The organism is Anabaena sp. 4-3 (assembly GCF_001597745.1).
In the GTDB taxonomy this organism is placed as follows: Bacteria; Cyanobacteriota; Cyanobacteriia; order Cyanobacteriales; family Nostocaceae; genus Trichormus.
In genome coordinates, this window is sequence record NZ_LUHJ01000024.1 from 91,863 (window position 1) to 110,561 (window position 18,699).

Genomic DNA, 18,699 nt, shown 5'->3' on the forward strand with positions numbered 1-18,699 from the left:
GTTCAGGCAAAAACAAGAGTTAGCTTCAGGATAACAAAGTCAGGACTTACGCCACTGGCACACCAGTAGGGTGTGTCAGATAGCAAAAATATATTTATTGACAGCATTTAATCAGTCTGACGCACCCTACGAGACTATCTTTGACTACATCTTCCCCCATTCCCTTGTAGGGAAGGGGGGTGAGGGGGGTTAGGTTCATTCGATAAATTGTTCAAACTCCCCCTAACTCACCAGGAGGAAACGCGCCTTTCTCTGTAATAATTGCTGTAATTAACTCAGCCGGAGTCACATCAAAAGCCGGGTTGTAGAATTCCACACCCGAAGGTGTAAGAATAGTATCACCAACTTGGTAGATTTCTTCAGGGTTACGTTCCTCAATCGGAATTTGACTACCATCAGATAATGCCAAATCAATGGTAGAAAAAGGAGCAGCCACAAAGAAAGGAATATTATGTGCTTTAGCGACAATCGCTAAACTATACGTACCAATTTTATTAGCAGTATCACCATTAGCCGCAATGCGATCAGCACCTACAACTACAGCATGAATTAAACCACGCTGCATACAATGGGCTGCCATATTATCAGTAATCACTGTCACAGGAATACCTTCTTGTACACATTCCCAAGCCGTGAGTTTAGCACCTTGCAAGCGGGGACGGGTTTCATCAGCATACAACCGTTCTAAACGCCCCTCACGCCAAGCGGAACGTACAACCCCCAAAGCTGTACCGTAACCTGCTGTAGCTAAAGCCCCAGCATTGCAATGAGTCAACAGCGTCAGTTTTGCTGGGGATTTGGGTAATACCTTTAAACCATGATCACCCATAGCTTGACAAGTTTGCAAGTCTTCGTTGTTGATAGCTTGGGCTGTTTGCCATAAAACTTGTTTAATATCTTCTACCGTTCCTGGGGTATTTTGGGCAGTCTTGAGCATTCGATTAATTGCCCAAAATAAATTTACTGCTGTGGGACGAGTAGAACCTAATAACTCTGCCACCTTATCTAAATGATAGAGAAATTCTTGGCGATCGCTTGTCTCAATTTCCCGCGCCCCTAAATACATCCCATAACCAGCAGCCACACCAATAGCCGGCGCACCTCGAACAATCATAGTTTTAATCGCTCGCGCCATCTCTTGACTACTGTTAATTTCTACAACAGCATACTCATTAGGCAAACGAGTTTGATCAATGAGACATACTGAGTTATTTTGCCAAACAACGGGATAAATCATAGGAATTGGACATGGGGCATAGGGCATTGGGTATCAGGAATTGTGCCTTGTCTTCCCAATACCCAATGCTTATTCTATTCAGGAAAGTCAGCAAGAATCAATTGCTCAGGAAAAGTAGAAATCTAATTGTACAGACGTTGCATGCAACGTCTCTACCAGCTAATTAGAGCCATGACGCTGGCTCTACACATCACGATTCGTAAATTTATCTACGCTAGGTAAAGTAGTTTCTCAATTTTATAGTTAACTATGCTTTCCGAACGCTTTACCCAAGCCTTCATCTACGCTCACCAACTCCATGCACAGCAAGAGCGCAAAGGTTCAGGTGTTCCCTATATTGCTCATTTAATGGGAGTTGCCAGTATAGCTTTAGAATATGGAGCTAACGAAGATGAAGCGATCGCAGCCCTATTACATGATGCCATAGAAGACCAAGGCGGCACAGCCACCCGCGAAGAAATCCGTCGGCGTTTTGGTGACACTGTAACTGCAATTGTTGATGGTTGTACAGACTCAGACACCACACCTAAACCCCCGTGGCGACAGCGCAAAGAGGCGTATATTGCCCATATTGCTACTGCATCCCCATCAATGCTACTGGTATCAGCATCGGATAAACTCTACAACGCCAGAGCCATACTCAAAGATTATCGCTTGCTGGGTGAGTCACTTTGGCAACGCTTCCAAGGTGGCAAAGATGGTACTTTGTGGTATTATCGGGCGTTGGTTGATGCCTTTCAAAAAACTGGTAATCAACCAGTAGTAGCAGAATTAGAAAGAGTAGTTACAGAAATTGAATTTTTGGTATCGCCAAAAAAAATGAAGGATGAAAGCTGAAAAATTTCAACCTTCATTCTTCATAATTTTTAAGACATTACTGTAACAGGAAAGACAGTTTTTTTCTGGCTAGCGGAACATACTACTTACTGAAGTATCTTCATGAATCCGCCAGATGGTTTCCCCTAACAAATTAGCTACTGACAGGGTGACTAATTGGGGGAATCGTTTGCTTTCTGGAATGGGAATTGTATTGGTAACAATTACTTCCTCAAACAAGCCACTAGACAAACGTTCAACAGCAGGTGGCGAGAATACCGCATGGGTAGCACAAGCGTATACCTGACGCGCTCCCTCTTCCCGCAGCAGTCTAGCACCTTCGGCAATTGTGCCGCCTGTATCAATCATGTCGTCAACCAAAACTGCGGTTTTGCCTTTAACGTCACCGATAACATTCAAGACTTCGGCAACATTATGAGCCTGACGACGTTTGTCAATAATAGCCAGAGGCGCATCATTGAGTTTTTTAGCAAAAGCTCTAGCTCGTGCGACACCGCCCACATCAGGGGAAACCACCACGATGTCATGCAGTTCTTTACTCACCAAATAATCTAATATGACTGGTGAACCGTAAACATGATCAAAGGGGATATCGAAATAACCCTGAATTTGCGCCGCGTGTAAATCCATCGCCAATACACGGTTAGCACCTGCTTGAGTAATCAGGTTTGCAACTAGCTTGGCGGTGATAGATTCTCGCCCTGCTGTTTTTCTATCAGCACGGGCATAACCATAATAAGGAAGCACTGCTGTCACCTGACGGGCAGAAGCACGCCGACAGGCATCAATCATAATCAGCAATTCCATTAAATGGTCGTTAACGGGCTGACAAGATGGTTGGATGAGGTAGACATCGCAACCCCGAATCGATTCCTGAATTTGAACGTAGATTTCACCATCCGCAAATCTTTTGCGAATCATTGGCCCTAAGTCCATCCCCAGGTAACGAGCCACCTCTTGAGACAATTGTACGTTGGCAGAGCCAGAAAATAGCCGCAGGCGATGATTTTCAGTCTGTCCTGTTGCAGCTGGCTGCACTTGTAAAGTTGCAGAACTGAGCACAGCAGATCCTCGAAGTGCATTCATGGCAATATTAGCATTAGATATTTAGTAGATTTAACTGAATCAGCCTCAGAAAAACTTTTGTGAGTTTTGTTGCAGCTTTCATAACTAATCTAAAATTTTCGCAATAAAACTATTAGTTGCCCATTTTCTAGTCTTGATGACCAACGAAGCCTTACTGAATTCACTGCTGCCCAGTCCATAAACTAATCTCATTATTGAACCTGAATTGATGAGAAAACAACCCGAATTTTCCAGAGCTTGCTTTGATAGAATAAAGCTTCTATCCATTTTAATTCTAACTGAGGGAGAAACCTTCACGACTTAATTGATGTTGAACAAGTAAAATTCAGGAAACTCAAAATTACACCAACAATGATATTGAGGGCATCTGAATGTTCACTGAAGTTATAATACTGGTTGCAAAATTATAATATAAACTGATTGGCTATATTTTTGGTGACAAATTACAAAAAAAATTCCCCCTTTGAGGAATTGAGTTGACTTTTCACCTGTGTAGGTTGTAAATGATGACTTTGGCGGTTCTGCCATAGCAACTTGGCATTACTGCTGTGGCTGCTATTTCTTCTACACGCAATAGGAAAACAGGTTAATTTATCAATCCTCATGGCTGATAGCTACCTTGATGAGCCTTGGGTTAAACTTGTTTTATGCCAGTTGCTGTGACTGCAAAACTGAACGGAGAAACTTGTCCAAGCCATTGTTTTTTTCAGCCGATGACTGTTTGATAGATAGTCGCTCAACAGCTTACCCATCAGCCTGTGATGAATGGGTTGCACTCATCCTGACCGACTGAGTATACAGCCGAGAATCCAGATTAGTACAATATCTGTGGCGAATTTTCACCACTCATCAAAGTTACTGAGTTATGTTCCCAAAATTTTTGCTACCCTGACAAAACTTTTTCAGGTTTTCAGGTGTTACCCTATTAACCTTACAAAAGGCTGATGCTGACGGCAGATTTTTACTGTTCTACCGTACTGATTTCAACCGATTGAATTCTACCACGGCGATTAACACCGTCAAAACCGTATTTTCATGAAATGCGGACTTTTCAGTTGAGAAAGTTTTGGTCAATTTCCGCAACTTCCCTAGCTTGATCAATACCTCAGTTTTGCAAATAAGTTTGTTGTTGGAGCAGTTGTTGGAGGTTTTGTGGCTTGGGTAAGGTAAAATATCGCCGCAGGTAACTGTCTGTCGCCGCTTTGATTTATCTTGGTGGGAGACTTCCTCCTCAGTTGCCATTACATTCTATTCATGAATCATGCAACCACCTATTCCAACTGGCACTGTCCTACAAAACCGTTACCGCATTATACAAATTCTCGGACAAGGAGGATTTGGCAGAACCTATTTAGCAGAAGATCAAAGGCGTTTTCATGAACCTTGTGCAATTAAAGAATTAATTCCCTCAGCTACAGGAACTTTTGCTTGGGAGAAGGCACAGGAACTGTTTGAGCGAGAAGCTAGTATTTTGTATCAAATTGAACATCCGCAAGTACCGAAATTCCGAGAAAGGTTTGAGGAAGGCCAACGTTTATTTTTGGTCGAGGATTACATTGCTGGTAAGACTTATAGAGAGTTGCTGACTGTACGCCAAGCTATGGGGCAAACTTTCTCTGAGGCAGAAGTAATACAGTTAATGCGTGATTTGTTACCTCTACTAGACCATCTTCATAGTTTGGGCATTATTCACCGCGATATTTCGCCGGATAATATCATTTTACGAGATAGCGATGCTAAACCAGTGTTGATTGACTTTGGCGTTGTCAAAGAAATAGCAACACGTCTGCAATTTCCTGATAGTGCTATGCCAGTGACGACAGTAGGAAAAATAGGATATGCTCCTAGTGAACAGATGCAAACTGGGAGAGCTTATCCTAGCAGTGATTTGTATGCGTTAGCGGTGACAGCTATAGTTTTGCTGACTGGTAAGGAAGCGGTGGAATTATTTGATGAACATCAATTGACGTGGAATTGGCAAAGGTTGGTAGTGGTAAATCCACTGTTTGCCCAAATTATCAATCGGATGTTGAATCCTACTCCGAGCGATCGCTATCAACGCGCTAGTGATGTTGCTCAAGCATTACAAATTTTAGATCAACCTCTTGCTGGTGTCTCTACTCCTGATGTTTCTCGTCTGCAAACAGTAGCGGTTGGTCGTCGTCCTGATTATATACCCCCCACACCACCAGCCTCACCTAATCCACCTAACCCTGTAATTCCACCAAGTCCCAGTAGTTCAATTTTAGATAACCCCTTGGTATTAGGGGCTATTGGTAGTGCTGTGGTAATTTTAGCGGGTTTCGGTTCTTGGGCGTTAGTCAGTTCTCTGCGTAGTCAATCCACACCCTCACCAGAAGAAACACCACCACCTCAGACTTTTCCTTCGCCAGTGGTGACTAGGGCTACACCTACGTTAGAACCCACACCCACACCCACCCCAGAACCAGTTATCATTAGCAAGCGTCTGAATTTGGGTGAATCTAACACAGCCACCGTTGAAGATACTATCCAAGCTAACCAAATTATCCAATATAGTTTTTTTGCGGAAGCCGGAGACACGTTAACTACTTCTGTGGAACAAGGTGATGGGGTAACGCTGACAGTTTTAAGTCCTAGTCAAGAATCAATTGAAAGTACAGCCCAGCAAGTAACAAACTATGTAGGCACATTACCTAATACTGGTAGATACACTATTCAGTTACTTTTGTCAACAGGTGTAGCTGCAAGTGATTACAGCTTAAATGTAGGCTTAGAAAAACCACCCACGCCGACATTCACACCTACACCCACACCGACATTTACACCTACACCCACGCCGACATTCACACCTACACCCACACCAACATTCACACTCACACCCACCCCAACCCCAACTGTTGAAGGAGAGGAGAATAATAACCCACCGACTGATAGCTTCCTCAGCCCTAGCCCCGAACCGATAATTTCACCGTAACATTGATAGAACTAACGCCAGTTTGTTGTGGGGTGCGTCAGCCAAGATAATTTGTGAACAAAGAACAGATTTTGACATCTGACGCACCTGAATAATTTGCTATGGTATGATATCTAGGATGACTAAAAGCATCAAGATTCGTTAGATTAAGTTTTAAATTAGCTTGTTGAAAGAACTACTAATTACTGGAACTGATACGGAAGCAGGTAAAACGGTTTTAACTACTGTTTTAGCCGCCTACTGGCAAAAACATCATCCTCAAAGCCGTTTGGGGATTATGAAACCAATACAATCAGGAGTAGGCGATCGCGAATGGTATGAAAATCTATTTAACTTAGGACTATCACCGGCAGAAATTACGCCGCTATACTTTCAAGCACCTTTAGCCCCTCCCATCGCTGCGGCTAAAGAAAATCGGGCTGTGGATTTAGGGATAGTTTGGCAAGCAATCGTCGAGATGCGATCGCGTCATGATATTCTGTTAATAGAATCGTTAGGCGGGTTAGGCTCTCCGGTGACTGAAGAGTTAACCGTTGCTGATTTGGCTGGAGAATGGCGTTTACCCTCAGTGTTGGTTGTACCAGTCAAGTTAGGCGCAATTAGTCACACAGTTGCAAATGTCGCCCTAGCCAGACAAACACGGATCAATCTTAAAGGCATTGTCCTCAACTGCACACAACCCCGTACAGATGCCGAAATAGCCGACTTGACACCAAAAGAATTAATTCAAAACTTTACCAATATTCCAGTCTTAGGCTGTTTACCTTATGTAGATAAGTTTACAGACTTTGACCAACTCGCACAAATCGCTTCAAATTTAGATTTAGAAGCATTATGTTGATTGTTGACTGTTGATTGTTGATTGTTGACTGGGGAGACGAGGAAACTAATGACTAATGACTAATGACTAATAACTAACGATAAACTGAGAAAATAACCTAAGTTCTCTGGCGGAGTTAGCTGTCATGGTTTCTACCTTTCCTCATCCCGCTTCTGTTGACTTATCGCGTGTGCGTTTGGCTATTCGCTCATTGCAACCACAGTTGGTAGAATGGCGGCGACGACTACATCAAAAACCAGAGTTAGGTTTTCAAGAAAAGCTGACATCTGAGTTTATCTCTAGCCAATTGCAAGCATGGGGAATTGAGCATCAAACTGGCATCGCCCAAACTGGTATAGTAGCCACTATCACAGGCACAAAAACACCCAGTCCCGATTCCCGTGTTTTGGCAATTCGTGCAGACATGGATGCTTTGCCAATTCAAGAGCTAAATCAAGTATCCTATTGTTCACAACATGATGGGGTAATGCACGCTTGCGGGCATGACGGACATACTGCGATCGCTCTCGGAACAGCTTATTATTTACAACAGCATCGTCAGGATTTTGCTGGTACTATAAAAATTATCTTCCAACCTGCGGAAGAAGGGCCAGGAGGAGCAAAACCGATGATAGAAGCTGGGGTACTCAAAAACCCTGATGTTGATGCGATTATCGGTTTGCACCTGTGGAATAATTTGCCAGTGGGAACGGTGGGAGTTCGTTCTGGTGCGTTGATGGCGGCTGTGGAGTTATTCGATTGTACAATTGTCGGCAAAGGTGGACATGGTGCAATCCCGCATCAAACAGTGGATTCTGTAGTAGTTGCCGCGCAAATTGTCACCGCCTTACAAACCATAGTAGCGCGGAATGTTAACCCCCTTGACTCAGCAGTGGTGACTGTAGGCGCACTTCATGCGGGTACAACTCATAATGTGATTGCTGATACAGCCACCTTAAAAGGAACTGTTAGATATTTTAACCCAGCGTTTCAAGGTTTCTTTGCACAGCGTATAGAGCAGATTATTAGTGGCATTTGTCAAAGTCATGGGGCGGAGTATGATTTTCAATATCGTTCACTGTATCCGCCAGTGATTAATGATCATAGTATGGCAGAATTGGTGCGATCGGTTGCCGAAGAAATAGTAGAAACACCTGTAGGTGTAGTACCAGAATGCCAAACTATGGGCGGTGAAGATATGTCATTTTTTCTGCAAGAAGTTCCTGGTTGCTATTTCTTTCTAGGTTCAGCTAACCCAGACAAAGATTTAGCTTATCCCCACCATCATCCCCGTTTTGATTTTGATGAGACTGCTTTGGCTATGGGGGTTGAGATATTTGTGCGTTGTGTGGAGCAGTTTTTATGAACACCCACAATGGAAGCATCATATTTCCGAGACGGAAACATTGTGCTTCCATTTACAAGCTGAAAAGATGATTTCATTGATAGATGGAGCTAAGCGGGTTCGAACCGCTGACCTCTGCAATGCCATTGCAGCGCTCTACCAACTGAGCTATAACCCCACGCGATCAGTATCTAATATTATCTTATTCCTATGATGTTTGTCAAGCTATTTTTGTGAAATCTGAGCGATCGCCTTTACTAATCTATACGGATTATCTAATTTGTAAAAAATAGCTCATACAATGCCCCATGAGAAAGTAAACCACTAACATCGCGGCAGCCGCTAGGGCGACCAACGTTCCCGCCAACATGAGAGAAAATTCTTTATTCTCAACTGCTTTCTCCATCAGGTGCAGAGACCACGCCACGAGTGCGACATCAAATAACAAAATAGGAATCAACATATTTCTTAATATTTATTCATACTTGTAAACTTATCCTAACACCCTTTTTCAGAACTGTATTCAACCGGAGGTAGATGTGAATGAATCTCTATAATGGCTTTAGAATTAAGCGTACAAACGTACTGGCACGTGGCGATCGCGCAAATAATTCTTAATTTCCGCCACGCTTAACTGTCCGTAATGGAGAAGAGATGCCAATAACGCCGCTTCTGCCTTACCTTCCGTCACAGCAGTATGGATGTGTTCACAATTACCCGCACCACCAGATGCAATGACTGGAACTTCCACCGCTTCAGCAATAGCCCGTGTTAACTCGATGTCATAACCGGCTTGAGTTCCGTCAGCATCCATACTTGTCACCAGCAACTCTCCTGCGCCGCGTTTTTCGACTTCTTGCGCCCAAAGTAAGGCATCTAAGCCTGTATTTTCCCTACCTCCGCGCACGTACACATCCCAACCTGGATTTTCAGGATCAATTCTGCGCCTAGCATCAATCGCAACAACTATGCACTGATTACCAAAGCGATCGCTTGCCCGATTAATCAAGTCAGGGTCACGTACTGCGGCAGAGTTAATACTAACCTTGTCTGCCCCGGCTCGTAACAAAGCTTTAACATTTTCTAAGGATTGAATCCCACCGCCCACAGTCAGGGGAATAAACACCTGTTCAGCAGTCCGGTAAACCACATCCAGAATAATCCCCCGGTCTTCATGAGTAGCTGTAATATCTAGAAACACTAACTCATCCGCCCCAGCTTCGTTGTAAACCTTGGCTAATTCCACTGGATCACCTGCATCCTTCAGGTTAACAAAGTTAACTCCTTTGACAACCCGTCCCGCCTTCACATCCAAACAAGGTAAAATTCTTTTAGATAACATAATAATTTCTCACTTCTGGGTAATTGTCCGGAATTTAAATTGTAAATTGATGTGGGTATTTCCCGCCGAAAATCTTCGCTAGCTTGTCTATTTGCAGTAATCCGGCGGAGATTGAACTAAAACAGAACTACACGTAAGGTTGCAAGCTGAATTATGGCGATCATCTCCTCGAAAAAACAGCCTCCAGAACCCAACGGTAAACCACCACAGCAACAAAAATCAGCCAAACCAACCCCAAAAGAGAAGATATTGCAACCGGAAGCGGCTGTTGATGAACAAGGTAAACAAGAAGAAAGTATCAGGCCGCAAAAATTTGCCGATTATATCGGACAAAAAGACCTGAAGGATGTTTTAGAGATTGCCATCAAAGCAGCCAAGTCACGCGGGGAAGTATTGGATCACTTGCTACTGTATGGGCCGCCTGGATTAGGTAAAACAACAATGGCAATGATATTAGCATCGGAGATGGGAGTCAACTACAAAATCACCAGTGCGCCAGCCTTAGAAAGACCTAGAGATATTGTTGGGCTACTGGTAAACCTCAAACCCGGTGACATTTTATTTATCGATGAAATTCATCGCCTCTCACGCATGACAGAGGAAATTCTCTATCCGGCAATGGAAGATTACCGCCTAGATATTACCGTGGGTAAAGGTGCTAGTGCCAGGATTCGGAGTTTGCCCCTATCCAAGTTTACCCTAGTGGGAGCGACAACCCGCGTCGGGGCTTTAACCTCTCCACTGCGCGATCGCTTCGGCTTAGTTCAAAAACTGCGCTTTTATGAAGTAGACGAACTCAGTAAAATAGTCCTGCGGAGTTCTCAGTTACTGCAAACCCAAGTGACTAACGATGGTGCAACAGAAATTGCCCGTCGTTCACGGGGAACGCCAAGAATTGCCAATCGGTTACTAAAACGTGTCCGTGATTACGCTGAGGTGAAATCCTGCCCCGAAGTTAACCAAGACGTTGCAGCCGAGGCTTTAGAACTATTTCAAGTAGACCCCTGCGGCTTAGATTGGACAGACCGCCGGATGCTCAGTGTAATTATAGAACAATTTAATGGTGGCCCTGTAGGCTTAGAAACGATTGCTGCTACTACTGGGGAAGATACCCAAACCATTGAGGAAGTCTACGAACCCTACCTGATGCAAATTGGCTACCTTAGCCGGACTCCCCGTGGACGAATAGCGACAAAAGCCGCATACAAACACATGGGCTTTACACCACCGAATGATCAGTTATCTTTACTATAGGGTATGGGGCATGGGGCATTGGGCATCGATGCACTGGGCATGGGAGACAAGGAAGATTAATAAAAATCATGGTTGACTTACCCAGTCACCAGTCCCCAGTCCCTAATCCCTACTCCCCACTCACACCGATAAGTGAAAATGTTGAAGTTAATTAGTATTGTTCTCAGTCTGTTACTTGTGTTCGGCTGGGGTACACCAGTCATGGCACAAACCCAACAACCTACAATTACTCAAGAAGAATTAGAACAAGGGAATGAGTGGGCAAATTTAGCATTTGCAGCCACAAATAAGGGTGATTTCGTTACCGCCGAAAAGTATTGGACAAAGATTATTGAAAATTTTCCCACGAATGCCGGGGCATGGAGTAACCGAGGTAATTCGCGGGTGAGTCAGAATAAGCTAGAGGCTGCACTAGCTGATTACAATGAAGCGATAAAATTAGCCCCGAATGTTACTGATCCTTATTTGAACCGTGGTACAGCTTTAGAAGGGTTGGGTAGATGGGAAGAAGCGATCGCCGATTATAATCATGTCTTAGAACTTGACCCGAACGACGCAATGGCGTATAACAATCGGGGTAATGCCAAAACTGGTTTAGGTCAATGGGAAGAAGCGATCGCAGATTATCAGAAATCCTGTGAAATTGCCCCTAATTTCGCGTTTGCCCGTGCCAATTATGCCCTGAGTCTCTACGAAACTGGACAGAAAGACAAAGCTATCCGTGAGATGCGAAATATTGTCCGTAAATATCCTAACTTTGCTGATGTCCGTGCTGCCCTCACCGCCGCTTACTGGGTAAATGGACAAAAGGGAGAAGCTGAAAGTAACTGGGTAGCTGCATCAGGCTTAGATAGCCGCTATAAAGATATGAACTGGGTGAAAAATATCCGTCGCTGGCCTCCTAGTATGGTGTCAGCTTTGGATAAATTCCTCAAAATTCAGTAAAGGCTAGTTGGTAGTAGGGGCGGGTTGACAGATATGATTAATGATTAACAAGGATCTTAGTGAACCCGCCCCTACTTTAGTCATGAGCAAATAAGGACTAAAGTCCTTACTACTAACTGATTCTGAGTTCTCAAAAAGCTAATGGGTGACCTGGGATTCGAACCCAGAACCAGCGGATTAAGAGTCCGATGCGCTACCGTTGCGCTAGTCACCCATCAAAATCGGCATACAGCCTATATAGAATAATAATCTGGCTAGCCGAGAATGACAAGCTATTTTCCCCCTTGGGAATAAAAATCAAGTTAGACTATTCCTGCTGACGACACTGGTCAGAGGTCATCGCTATTTTAATCATGGATGTGATACTATATATGATACTATCGCTGCATGAGCAAACTCAAAAAATTAGTCGAGCAATTTCTCAAGCAGCCTCCAGAAGTGCGGTTTCAGGATGTACGCTATCTCTTGGAAGCTTTTGGCTTTGAAGAAAAAAGGTCTAAGGGTAGCCATCATAGTTTTCGAGACTCCCAAGGTAAAACTATTACTGTACCCAAAACAGGGGGACAAAAAGTTAAAGGGGTGTATGTCCAGCAAATAGTGGAACTATTAAATTTAGAAGGGTGGATTGATGAAGACACTGAACCAGAAGAACAAGCAGATTGAAAAGCCGTCTCTAGAATACTATTTAAATCTTCCATACCCTGTAACACTTTACCCAGATCCAGAGGCAGGGTATGTAGCTCAAATTAAAGATTTACCTGGATGTCTCACCCAAGGTGAAACCTTAGAAGAGACAATGACAAATATTAATGAGGCGCGGGAATTGTGGATTGAGACAGCTTATGAAGCTGGTGACAATATTCCTTTACCCAGTAGTGATGATAGCTACAGTGGTAAGTTGTTGGTGCGAATGCCGAAATCTTTACATCGTCATTTAGCAGAAACTGCTGAAAGAGAAGGTGTAAGTCTCAATCAATATATTGTGTTTTTATTGAGTGCAGTTGCTTAATCTACTTATCTTTGCTCTTGCCGACGGTGGTTAGCAGCTTGAATTAACAAAGATTCGGCAAAAGCGATCGCTTCACTGGCTGACTTACCACCAGCTAACTGTGCTAACTCCTCCCGGCGAGTCGTCAAATCATCCAAGTTCGTCACCCGTACCACAGTACGCTGTTCTGCACTACCATTGTTAGCTTTACTACCTTTACCTTGAGTAATAATCTGCTTATCTACCCGGTAATGGCGGTCTGCCATCGCTGCGACTAATGGCTGGTGTGTCACACATAATACCTGATGGTGTTGACTCAATTGGTGTAATTTTTCGGCGATCGCCTGGGCGACTCTCCCCGACACACCCACATCAATTTCATCAAATACCAGCGTTCCTGCTGCATCAGCTTGGGTAAAACACGCCTTCAGTGCTAATAAAAACCGACTCATTTCACCACCAGAAGCAATTTCTGTCAATGGTTGCAATGGTTCGCCGGGGTTGGGACTAAACATAAAGGTGATTTTGTCTGCACCTGCCGCCGTGGGGACGATGGGGACAATTTCCACTTGAAACTTCACCTTTTCCATCGCCAACGGCTTGAGTTCCGCAATTAAGCGAGATTCTAAATGAGCGGCTGTTTTTTGTCGTAACTGAGTTAACTTAGCACAAGCTTGAGTCAGTTGTGCTAAACAAATTTGTTCTTGCTGTTCTAAAGTTTCGATAGTTTGTTCACTATCATTTAGTTCGGCTAACTCTGCCTGAATGCGCTCATAGTAGGCGATCGCATCTGCTAAACTAGGGCCATACTTGCGGCAAATCTGCTTTAACTCCTGAATTCGTTCCTCTACCTCTTGCAAACGTTGGGGGTCAGCTTCTAAACTTTCCCCATAAGTATTAATTTGCCGTGCTACTTCCGTCAATGCTGTTTGAGCATCCCTAATTAAATCTAACAGTGGTTGCAATTGGCTATCATACTCCACCATGTCATTTAAGGTGGTTTCACTGTCGCCCAAAAGGTCGGAAGCGGCTGGGGTTTCATCATCGTTTTGATACAAAGCCAGATAAACCTTGTAACTCATCTGTTGCAAATCAACCACATGATTTAAGCGTTCCCGTTCCTGCTGGAGTTGTTCTAATTCTTGGGGTTCGCTGAGGTTAGCTGTGGATAATTCTTTAACTTGATAGGTGAGTAAATCCAGTTGTTGTAAACGTTCTCGTTCCGAAGTGCGGCGTTTTTCTAGGTTAGCGTGGGCTTGTTGATAAGCACTAAAAGCAGTGGTGATAACTTGACGCTGCTTAATCAATGCGTCTCCGCCATACATATCTAACCAATCACGGACTTGGGCGGCTTGTCCGATTTGTACTGTTTGACCTTGGGCGGTAATTTCCACCAAGCGATCGCGCAATCCTGACATAATCTGACGATTCACCACCACCCCATTCACCCGCGATCGACTGCGGATATTACTAGAGGTCGCTGTAATTTCTCGGCTAATCACTACCGAGTGATCATCTATTAAATCAATTTCCTGTTCAGTTAACCAAGCTGCTAAAGGCGGCGTAAAGGCAAAAGTTCCTTCTACCATCGCCCGACTTGTCCCCGTCCGAATCACACGACTAGAGACTTTACCACCCAAAACAGCATCAATCGCATCTAAAATAATTGATTTCCCTGCGCCGGTTTCACCTGTCAACACATTCAGTCCCGCGCCAAATTCCAATTCTAGTTGATCAATTAGAGCAAAGTTTTCTATGCGTAGGCAGAGCAACATCAAGCCAAATTCTCCTTGAGGGGCAGATGCGGAGCATTTTCACGTTACAAGACATTAAGCATCATCTTTCGGCTACTAACAACACCTATTACCATTAAATTAGTAAGCAAATTTCAGTGTAGCAAAAAAGTTAATGGTCATTAGTCATTAGTCATTAGTCATTAGTCATTAGTTTTTCTCCCCCTGCTCCCCCTGCTCCCCAATCCCCAGTCCCCAGTCCCCAGTCCCCAATCCCCAATCCCCAATCCCCAGTCCCCAATCCCTAAACCTATTGTTACAATACTTAACATATTCAATCCGATCGGTGGCTTTCTCCATGATTGATAATAAGACACTTCCCGCTAACTCCCTGCCCAGTGAAGGCGCACTAGATGTTGATACAAACACCTTGATTGTGCGTTCTCCTACAACAACTGAAGTCATAAGTCAACATCCACAGGTATTGATTACACAAGATGTTGAACCTGAGACATTGCGTTATGACCCTGGCGAGATAGCAGCCTATTATCAAGGTAGAACTTGGCAAGTTTTCCGCAGGATTTTGGCAGTTTTAAGGCCGACTATTTCATTTTTCTTCGGGTTGTGGTGGGATAGTAAACGAGGGATTGTTGTTAAAAATGACCGTCGTCGAGCCATTCAGTTAAGAGAATTACTCACGCAACTAGGCCCGGCTTATATCAAAATTGGACAAGCTTTATCCACCAGACCAGATTTAGTTCCTCCTCTATATTTAGAAGAACTCACCAAACTACAAGACCAGTTACCACCGTTTCCCAACGAAATTGCTTACCAGTTTATTGAGGAAGAATTAGGAGAACGTCCAGAAGTCATTTACACAGAACTGTCACCCCAGCCTATAGCGGCGGCTTCGTTAGGACAAGTTTACAAAGGTAAGCTCAAAACTGGTGAAGAAGTAGCTGTTAAAGTTCAACGTCCTGATTTAAGGGAACGGATTACGATTGATTTGTATATTTTGCGCCGGTTGGCGGCTTTAGTGCAGAGAAAAGTCAAACGGTTGCGCAGTGACTTAGTAGGGATTTTAGATGAATTAGGCGATCGCATTTTTGAAGAAATGGATTATATCCATGAAGGCGAAAATGCCGAACGCTTTTTTGAGTTATACGGTCACATTAAAGACGTTTATGTACCGAAAATTTACTGGGAATATACTAACCGTCGTGTATTAACGATGGAGTGGATTAACGGCACAAAGTTAACCCAAGCCGCAGAAATCAAAGCCCAAGGTATAGATGCACGTTATTTAATTGAAGTGGGTGTACAGTGTTCATTGAGACAACTGTTAGAACATGGATTTTTCCATGCTGACCCCCACCCAGGTAACTTGTTAGCGACACCCGACGGTCAACTAGCTTATCTTGACTTTGGGATGATGAGCGAAATTAAACCGCCGCAACGTTATGGTTTAATAGAGGCGATCGTTCACGTTGTTAACCGTGACTTTGAAGGTTTAGCGCAAGACTACGTTAAACTAGATTTCCTCTCCCCAGACACCGACTTAACACCCATCATTCCCGCTTTTGGTAAAGTCTTTGCTGACGCTCAAGGTGCAAGTGTAGCCGAACTCAACATCAAAAGCATCACCGATGATTTATCAGCTTTGATGTATGAGTATCCTTTCCGCGTACCTCCCTACTACGCTTTAATCATTCGTTCTCTGGTGACATTGGAAGGTATAGCCATCAATATAGATCCTAACTTCAAAGTTCTCAGTGAAGCTTATCCTTACGTTTCTAAACGCTTACTCACCGACCCAGCACCAGAATTAAGAACATCATTGCGCGATTTGCTGTTTAAAGAAGGTAAATTCCGTTGGAATCGTTTAGAAAACTTATTACGCAATGCGCGAAAAAATCAAGACTACGACCTGAATTTGGTAGTCAATCAAAGCGTAGACTTTCTATCTTCTGAACGGGGTGCTTTCATTCGAGATAAGCTAGTAGATGAACTCCTCAATGGTGTCAACGCTTTAAGTAAAAATGTTTTGCATAACTTCACCTACCTACTCAGAGAACAAGTAGGTATTACAGCTATCCAAGAAACTCCTGCTGCAACAGTTGAGCAACAACAAACATTAGAGCATATCAAAAATATCTCCAATATTCTGCGAGAAACCCGTGGCTTTGATCCTGTAAAACTTGCGCCGCAAATAGGACAAGTTTTATTCAATCCAGAAGTGCAACGTTTAGGGCAACAAGTGACTAATCAAATTGTGCAGAAAGCCATAATTAAACTGATTAGAGAATTACTCGCAGCAGATGAAGTTAATCGCAGTCGAGTTAATCAAGTCAACTAAAAAACCAATTTATCTTGATTTACTACATATTATGTAGCGATAATTCATGAATTATCGCTACATTTTTTTTCAGCTAGACGGCAAAACACAAATTTTATTTTTATAATTAATTTTTTAACTTTTCCAATATCTCTAAATTCATATCTTGCACCATTCCCAATAATTGTAGGCCGATGCACTGCTCACAAGGTAAAAATCAGGGTTTAAGCGAATTTTTAGCTGTGCATCGCCTGACTTGAATTGCAATAAAGCAACTGTTACAAGATATAAGCATACTTAACATCCTCTTAGCGAGAGGTAGGTAAGAAAAACCTGACTGCATTAGGTTAGAGATATTTTGGTGTTACTAATCATACTTTTTAAATATTCTCTTACGCCTCAAGGGTTAAGAAATGTCTTGATACTTTTCATATACTCACAAGGAAGACTTTGATCAATCCAAAATCATGATGCTAGCAATTGTTAAATATTCAGTGCATTCATGAATAAAAAAGCAAAAAATTATGCCACAGATGATTAATCATCAAATAAGTCTTCAACAAATTCAAGACTTTGAGCGAGATGGCGTTATTTGCCTTAAAGGAGTTTTAGACGACATCTGGATTGAGAAATTGCGAACAGCCGTGAATAGAAATACTTTAAATAGTGTGGGAGTTAGAGGTAGTAAGAGATTAAACAGTAATGTCGTACATGATTATGGACTGTGGCTAAAAGATGCTGATTTCCATGCTTTAATCTTTAAATCTCCATTAGCAAATATTGCCGTTCAAATCCTGAAATCGCAAAAGCTTAACTTTTTGAGTGATGGTTTCTTCGTCAAAAAACCGACAGCAGATAGTCGTGTAGAATGGCATAATGATCAGCCTTACTGGCCGGTACAAGGTGGGAAATGCTGTAAAATTTGGTTGACCTTAGATGCTGTCACTCAAGAAAATGGCAGATTAGAGTATGTGAAAGGGTCTCATTTATGGAATCAAGAGTTAACTGAAAATTCAGATAATTCTTGGTTCTCACCGCCACATGCTCAGGAATTATTATCTTGGAATATGGAACCAGGAGATTGTTTAGTACATCATTTTCTAACAATTCATCATTCTGTAACCAATACATCCTCTACATTAAGACGTGCAATAGTGACTAATTGGGCTGGTGATGACGTGGTTTATTATTCGCGTCCGAAGGCATGGCCTTATATACCTATTGAAGAAATTGATATTCCAGAATTTAAGTCTCTGAAAAATCTGAAAGTTGGTGAACCAATCGACTGTGATATTTTTCCGATAATTCCACTAAATTCATAACTAAAATTAAGAGCCTCTATTCACATCTTTGTGATGTCCGTTCCTTTCGCGTTTGAGACTTTCTTCTAAAGCTTGAATCTGTTCACGCCTTGCTTCTAATTCTAGAGAACGACGGGCTAAATCTTGATGTTGCAAAGTTAGTGATTGTCGCCACTCCTCGGCGCGTTCTACTTCTTGTTGCAAAAATTCGGGTGTAATACCAGTGCTGAGGTAAGCTTGTACTAAATACAATACCCAGTTACAAGCGTCTTCCAGGCGCTGAATCTCACCTGTGGGCGAAAGTTCGACTAAAACTAGCAACTTTTCGCTCAATGTTTTGCCTTTGCCCAGTAAAATGTAAGCCTCTTCGGGAATAATTGTCCAAATATGCTCTGCTTCTTGACGCGCTAACAAGCGTAACTGGTACTGGTCTAAGAATTCATTTTTATTTACTTGGGCTAGATACAGCATGGTTTTTGTGGCGTGGCAATCCAAAGTTGAAAATACCTTTGCTAGATAT

At 42.9% G+C, this 18,699-nt stretch carries 16 protein-coding genes and 2 tRNA genes; 10 read left to right on the forward strand and 8 right to left on the reverse strand.

All coding sequences use genetic code 11. From position 1 onward, the window contains the following. Positions 1–211: 211 nt before the first annotated feature. Entirely contained in the window at positions 212–1,237 is a 1,026-nt protein-coding gene (mtnA, locus tag A3775_RS06440; protein ID WP_066424303.1) for an S-methyl-5-thioribose-1-phosphate isomerase, read from the reverse strand. A gap of 249 nt (positions 1,238–1,486) precedes the next feature. Here mtnA and A3775_RS06445 point away from each other — a divergent pair, with 249 nt between their 5' ends. Beyond that, a complete protein-coding gene (locus tag A3775_RS06445) occupies positions 1,487–2,074 on the forward strand; it encodes an HD domain-containing protein (protein ID WP_066424282.1) in 588 nt (195 codons plus the stop codon). Between the two features lie 69 nt (positions 2,075–2,143). Here the strand turns inward: A3775_RS06445 and A3775_RS06450 are convergent, their stop codons facing one another. After that, a complete protein-coding gene (locus A3775_RS06450; protein WP_066376656.1) occupies positions 2,144–3,160 on the reverse strand; it encodes a ribose-phosphate pyrophosphokinase in 1,017 nt (338 codons plus the stop codon). A 1,261-nt stretch (positions 3,161–4,421) separates the two neighbouring features. Here A3775_RS06450 and A3775_RS06455 point away from each other — a divergent pair. The 3 genes from A3775_RS06455 (at position 4,422) to A3775_RS06465 (ending at position 8,302) form a co-directional block, all read left to right on the forward strand. Beyond that, a complete protein-coding gene (locus A3775_RS06455) occupies positions 4,422–6,116 on the forward strand; it encodes a serine/threonine-protein kinase (protein WP_066424283.1) in 1,695 nt (564 codons plus the stop codon). Positions 6,117–6,279: 163 nt separating this feature from the next. Beyond that, positions 6,280–6,957, forward strand: a complete 678-nt coding sequence (bioD, locus tag A3775_RS06460) for a dethiobiotin synthase (RefSeq protein ID WP_066376659.1) — start codon at positions 6,280–6,282, stop codon at positions 6,955–6,957. Between the two features lie 124 nt (positions 6,958–7,081). After that, positions 7,082–8,302 (forward strand): M20 family metallopeptidase, encoded by a 1,221-nt coding sequence (locus tag A3775_RS06465; RefSeq protein WP_066424284.1) that lies wholly within the window; start codon positions 7,082–7,084, stop codon positions 8,300–8,302. An 84-nt stretch (positions 8,303–8,386) separates the two neighbouring features. On the opposite strand, the gene A3775_RS06470 is transcribed toward A3775_RS06465, so the two are convergent. The 3 genes from A3775_RS06470 to hisF all read right to left on the reverse strand — a co-directional run bounded on the left by A3775_RS06470 (position 8,387) and on the right by hisF (position 9,623). Continuing rightward, a tRNA-Ala gene (locus A3775_RS06470) sits at positions 8,387–8,459 on the reverse strand. A gap of 93 nt (positions 8,460–8,552) precedes the next feature. Beyond that, positions 8,553–8,744, reverse strand: a complete 192-nt coding sequence (locus A3775_RS06475) for a hypothetical protein (RefSeq protein ID WP_066376663.1) — start codon at positions 8,742–8,744, stop codon at positions 8,553–8,555. Positions 8,745–8,849: 105 nt separating this feature from the next. Further along, entirely contained in the window at positions 8,850–9,623 is a 774-nt protein-coding gene (gene hisF, locus A3775_RS06480; RefSeq protein ID WP_066376665.1) for an imidazole glycerol phosphate synthase subunit HisF, read from the reverse strand. Between the two features lie 153 nt (positions 9,624–9,776). On the opposite strand from hisF, the gene ruvB reads away from it, so the two are divergent. Both ruvB and A3775_RS06490 read left to right on the forward strand, forming a co-directional pair. Then, on the forward strand, positions 9,777–10,877 hold the full coding sequence (gene ruvB, locus A3775_RS06485) for a Holliday junction branch migration DNA helicase RuvB (protein ID WP_066376667.1): 1,101 nt from the start codon (positions 9,777–9,779) through the stop codon (positions 10,875–10,877). A gap of 138 nt (positions 10,878–11,015) precedes the next feature. After that, the gene (locus A3775_RS06490; protein WP_066424285.1) at positions 11,016–11,822 is read left to right on the forward strand and encodes a tetratricopeptide repeat protein; all 807 of its coding nucleotides are present in this window, start codon (positions 11,016–11,018) and stop codon (positions 11,820–11,822) included. A gap of 142 nt (positions 11,823–11,964) precedes the next feature. Here the strand turns inward: A3775_RS06490 and A3775_RS06495 are convergent. Beyond that, a tRNA-Lys gene (locus A3775_RS06495) sits at positions 11,965–12,036 on the reverse strand. Positions 12,037–12,209: 173 nt separating this feature from the next. Between A3775_RS06495 and A3775_RS06500 the strand changes: the two genes are divergently transcribed. Together A3775_RS06500 and A3775_RS06505 are read left to right on the forward strand one after the other, a co-directional pair. Next, the gene (locus A3775_RS06500; protein WP_197480100.1) at positions 12,210–12,485 is read left to right on the forward strand and encodes a type II toxin-antitoxin system HicA family toxin; all 276 of its coding nucleotides are present in this window, start codon (positions 12,210–12,212) and stop codon (positions 12,483–12,485) included. Then, positions 12,451–12,831: a type II toxin-antitoxin system HicB family antitoxin gene (locus tag A3775_RS06505; protein ID WP_066376670.1), complete on the forward strand. Its 381-nt coding sequence runs from the start codon at positions 12,451–12,453 to the stop codon at positions 12,829–12,831. The genes A3775_RS06500 and A3775_RS06505 overlap by 35 nt, the downstream gene beginning before the upstream one ends. Before the next feature lie 5 nt (positions 12,832–12,836). On the opposite strand, the gene recN is transcribed toward A3775_RS06505, so the two are convergent. Then, a complete protein-coding gene (recN, locus tag A3775_RS06510) occupies positions 12,837–14,585 on the reverse strand; it encodes a DNA repair protein RecN (RefSeq protein WP_066424286.1) in 1,749 nt (582 codons plus the stop codon). Positions 14,586–14,901: 316 nt separating this feature from the next. On the opposite strand from recN, the gene A3775_RS06515 reads away from it, so the two are divergent. Together A3775_RS06515 and A3775_RS06520 are read left to right on the forward strand one after the other, a co-directional pair. Further along, complete coding sequence (locus A3775_RS06515; protein ID WP_231866957.1) at positions 14,902–16,899, forward strand: AarF/ABC1/UbiB kinase family protein; 1,998 nt, start codon at positions 14,902–14,904, stop codon at positions 16,897–16,899. A gap of 503 nt (positions 16,900–17,402) precedes the next feature. Next, a complete protein-coding gene (locus A3775_RS06520) occupies positions 17,403–18,200 on the forward strand; it encodes a phytanoyl-CoA dioxygenase family protein (RefSeq protein WP_066376674.1) in 798 nt (265 codons plus the stop codon). A 6-nt stretch (positions 18,201–18,206) separates the two neighbouring features. Here A3775_RS06520 and A3775_RS06525 read toward each other — a convergent pair whose 3' ends face one another. Next, the gene (locus A3775_RS06525; RefSeq protein ID WP_066376676.1) at positions 18,207–18,650 is read right to left on the reverse strand and encodes a hypothetical protein; all 444 of its coding nucleotides are present in this window, start codon (positions 18,648–18,650) and stop codon (positions 18,207–18,209) included. Between the last annotated feature and the right edge of the window lie 49 nt (positions 18,651–18,699).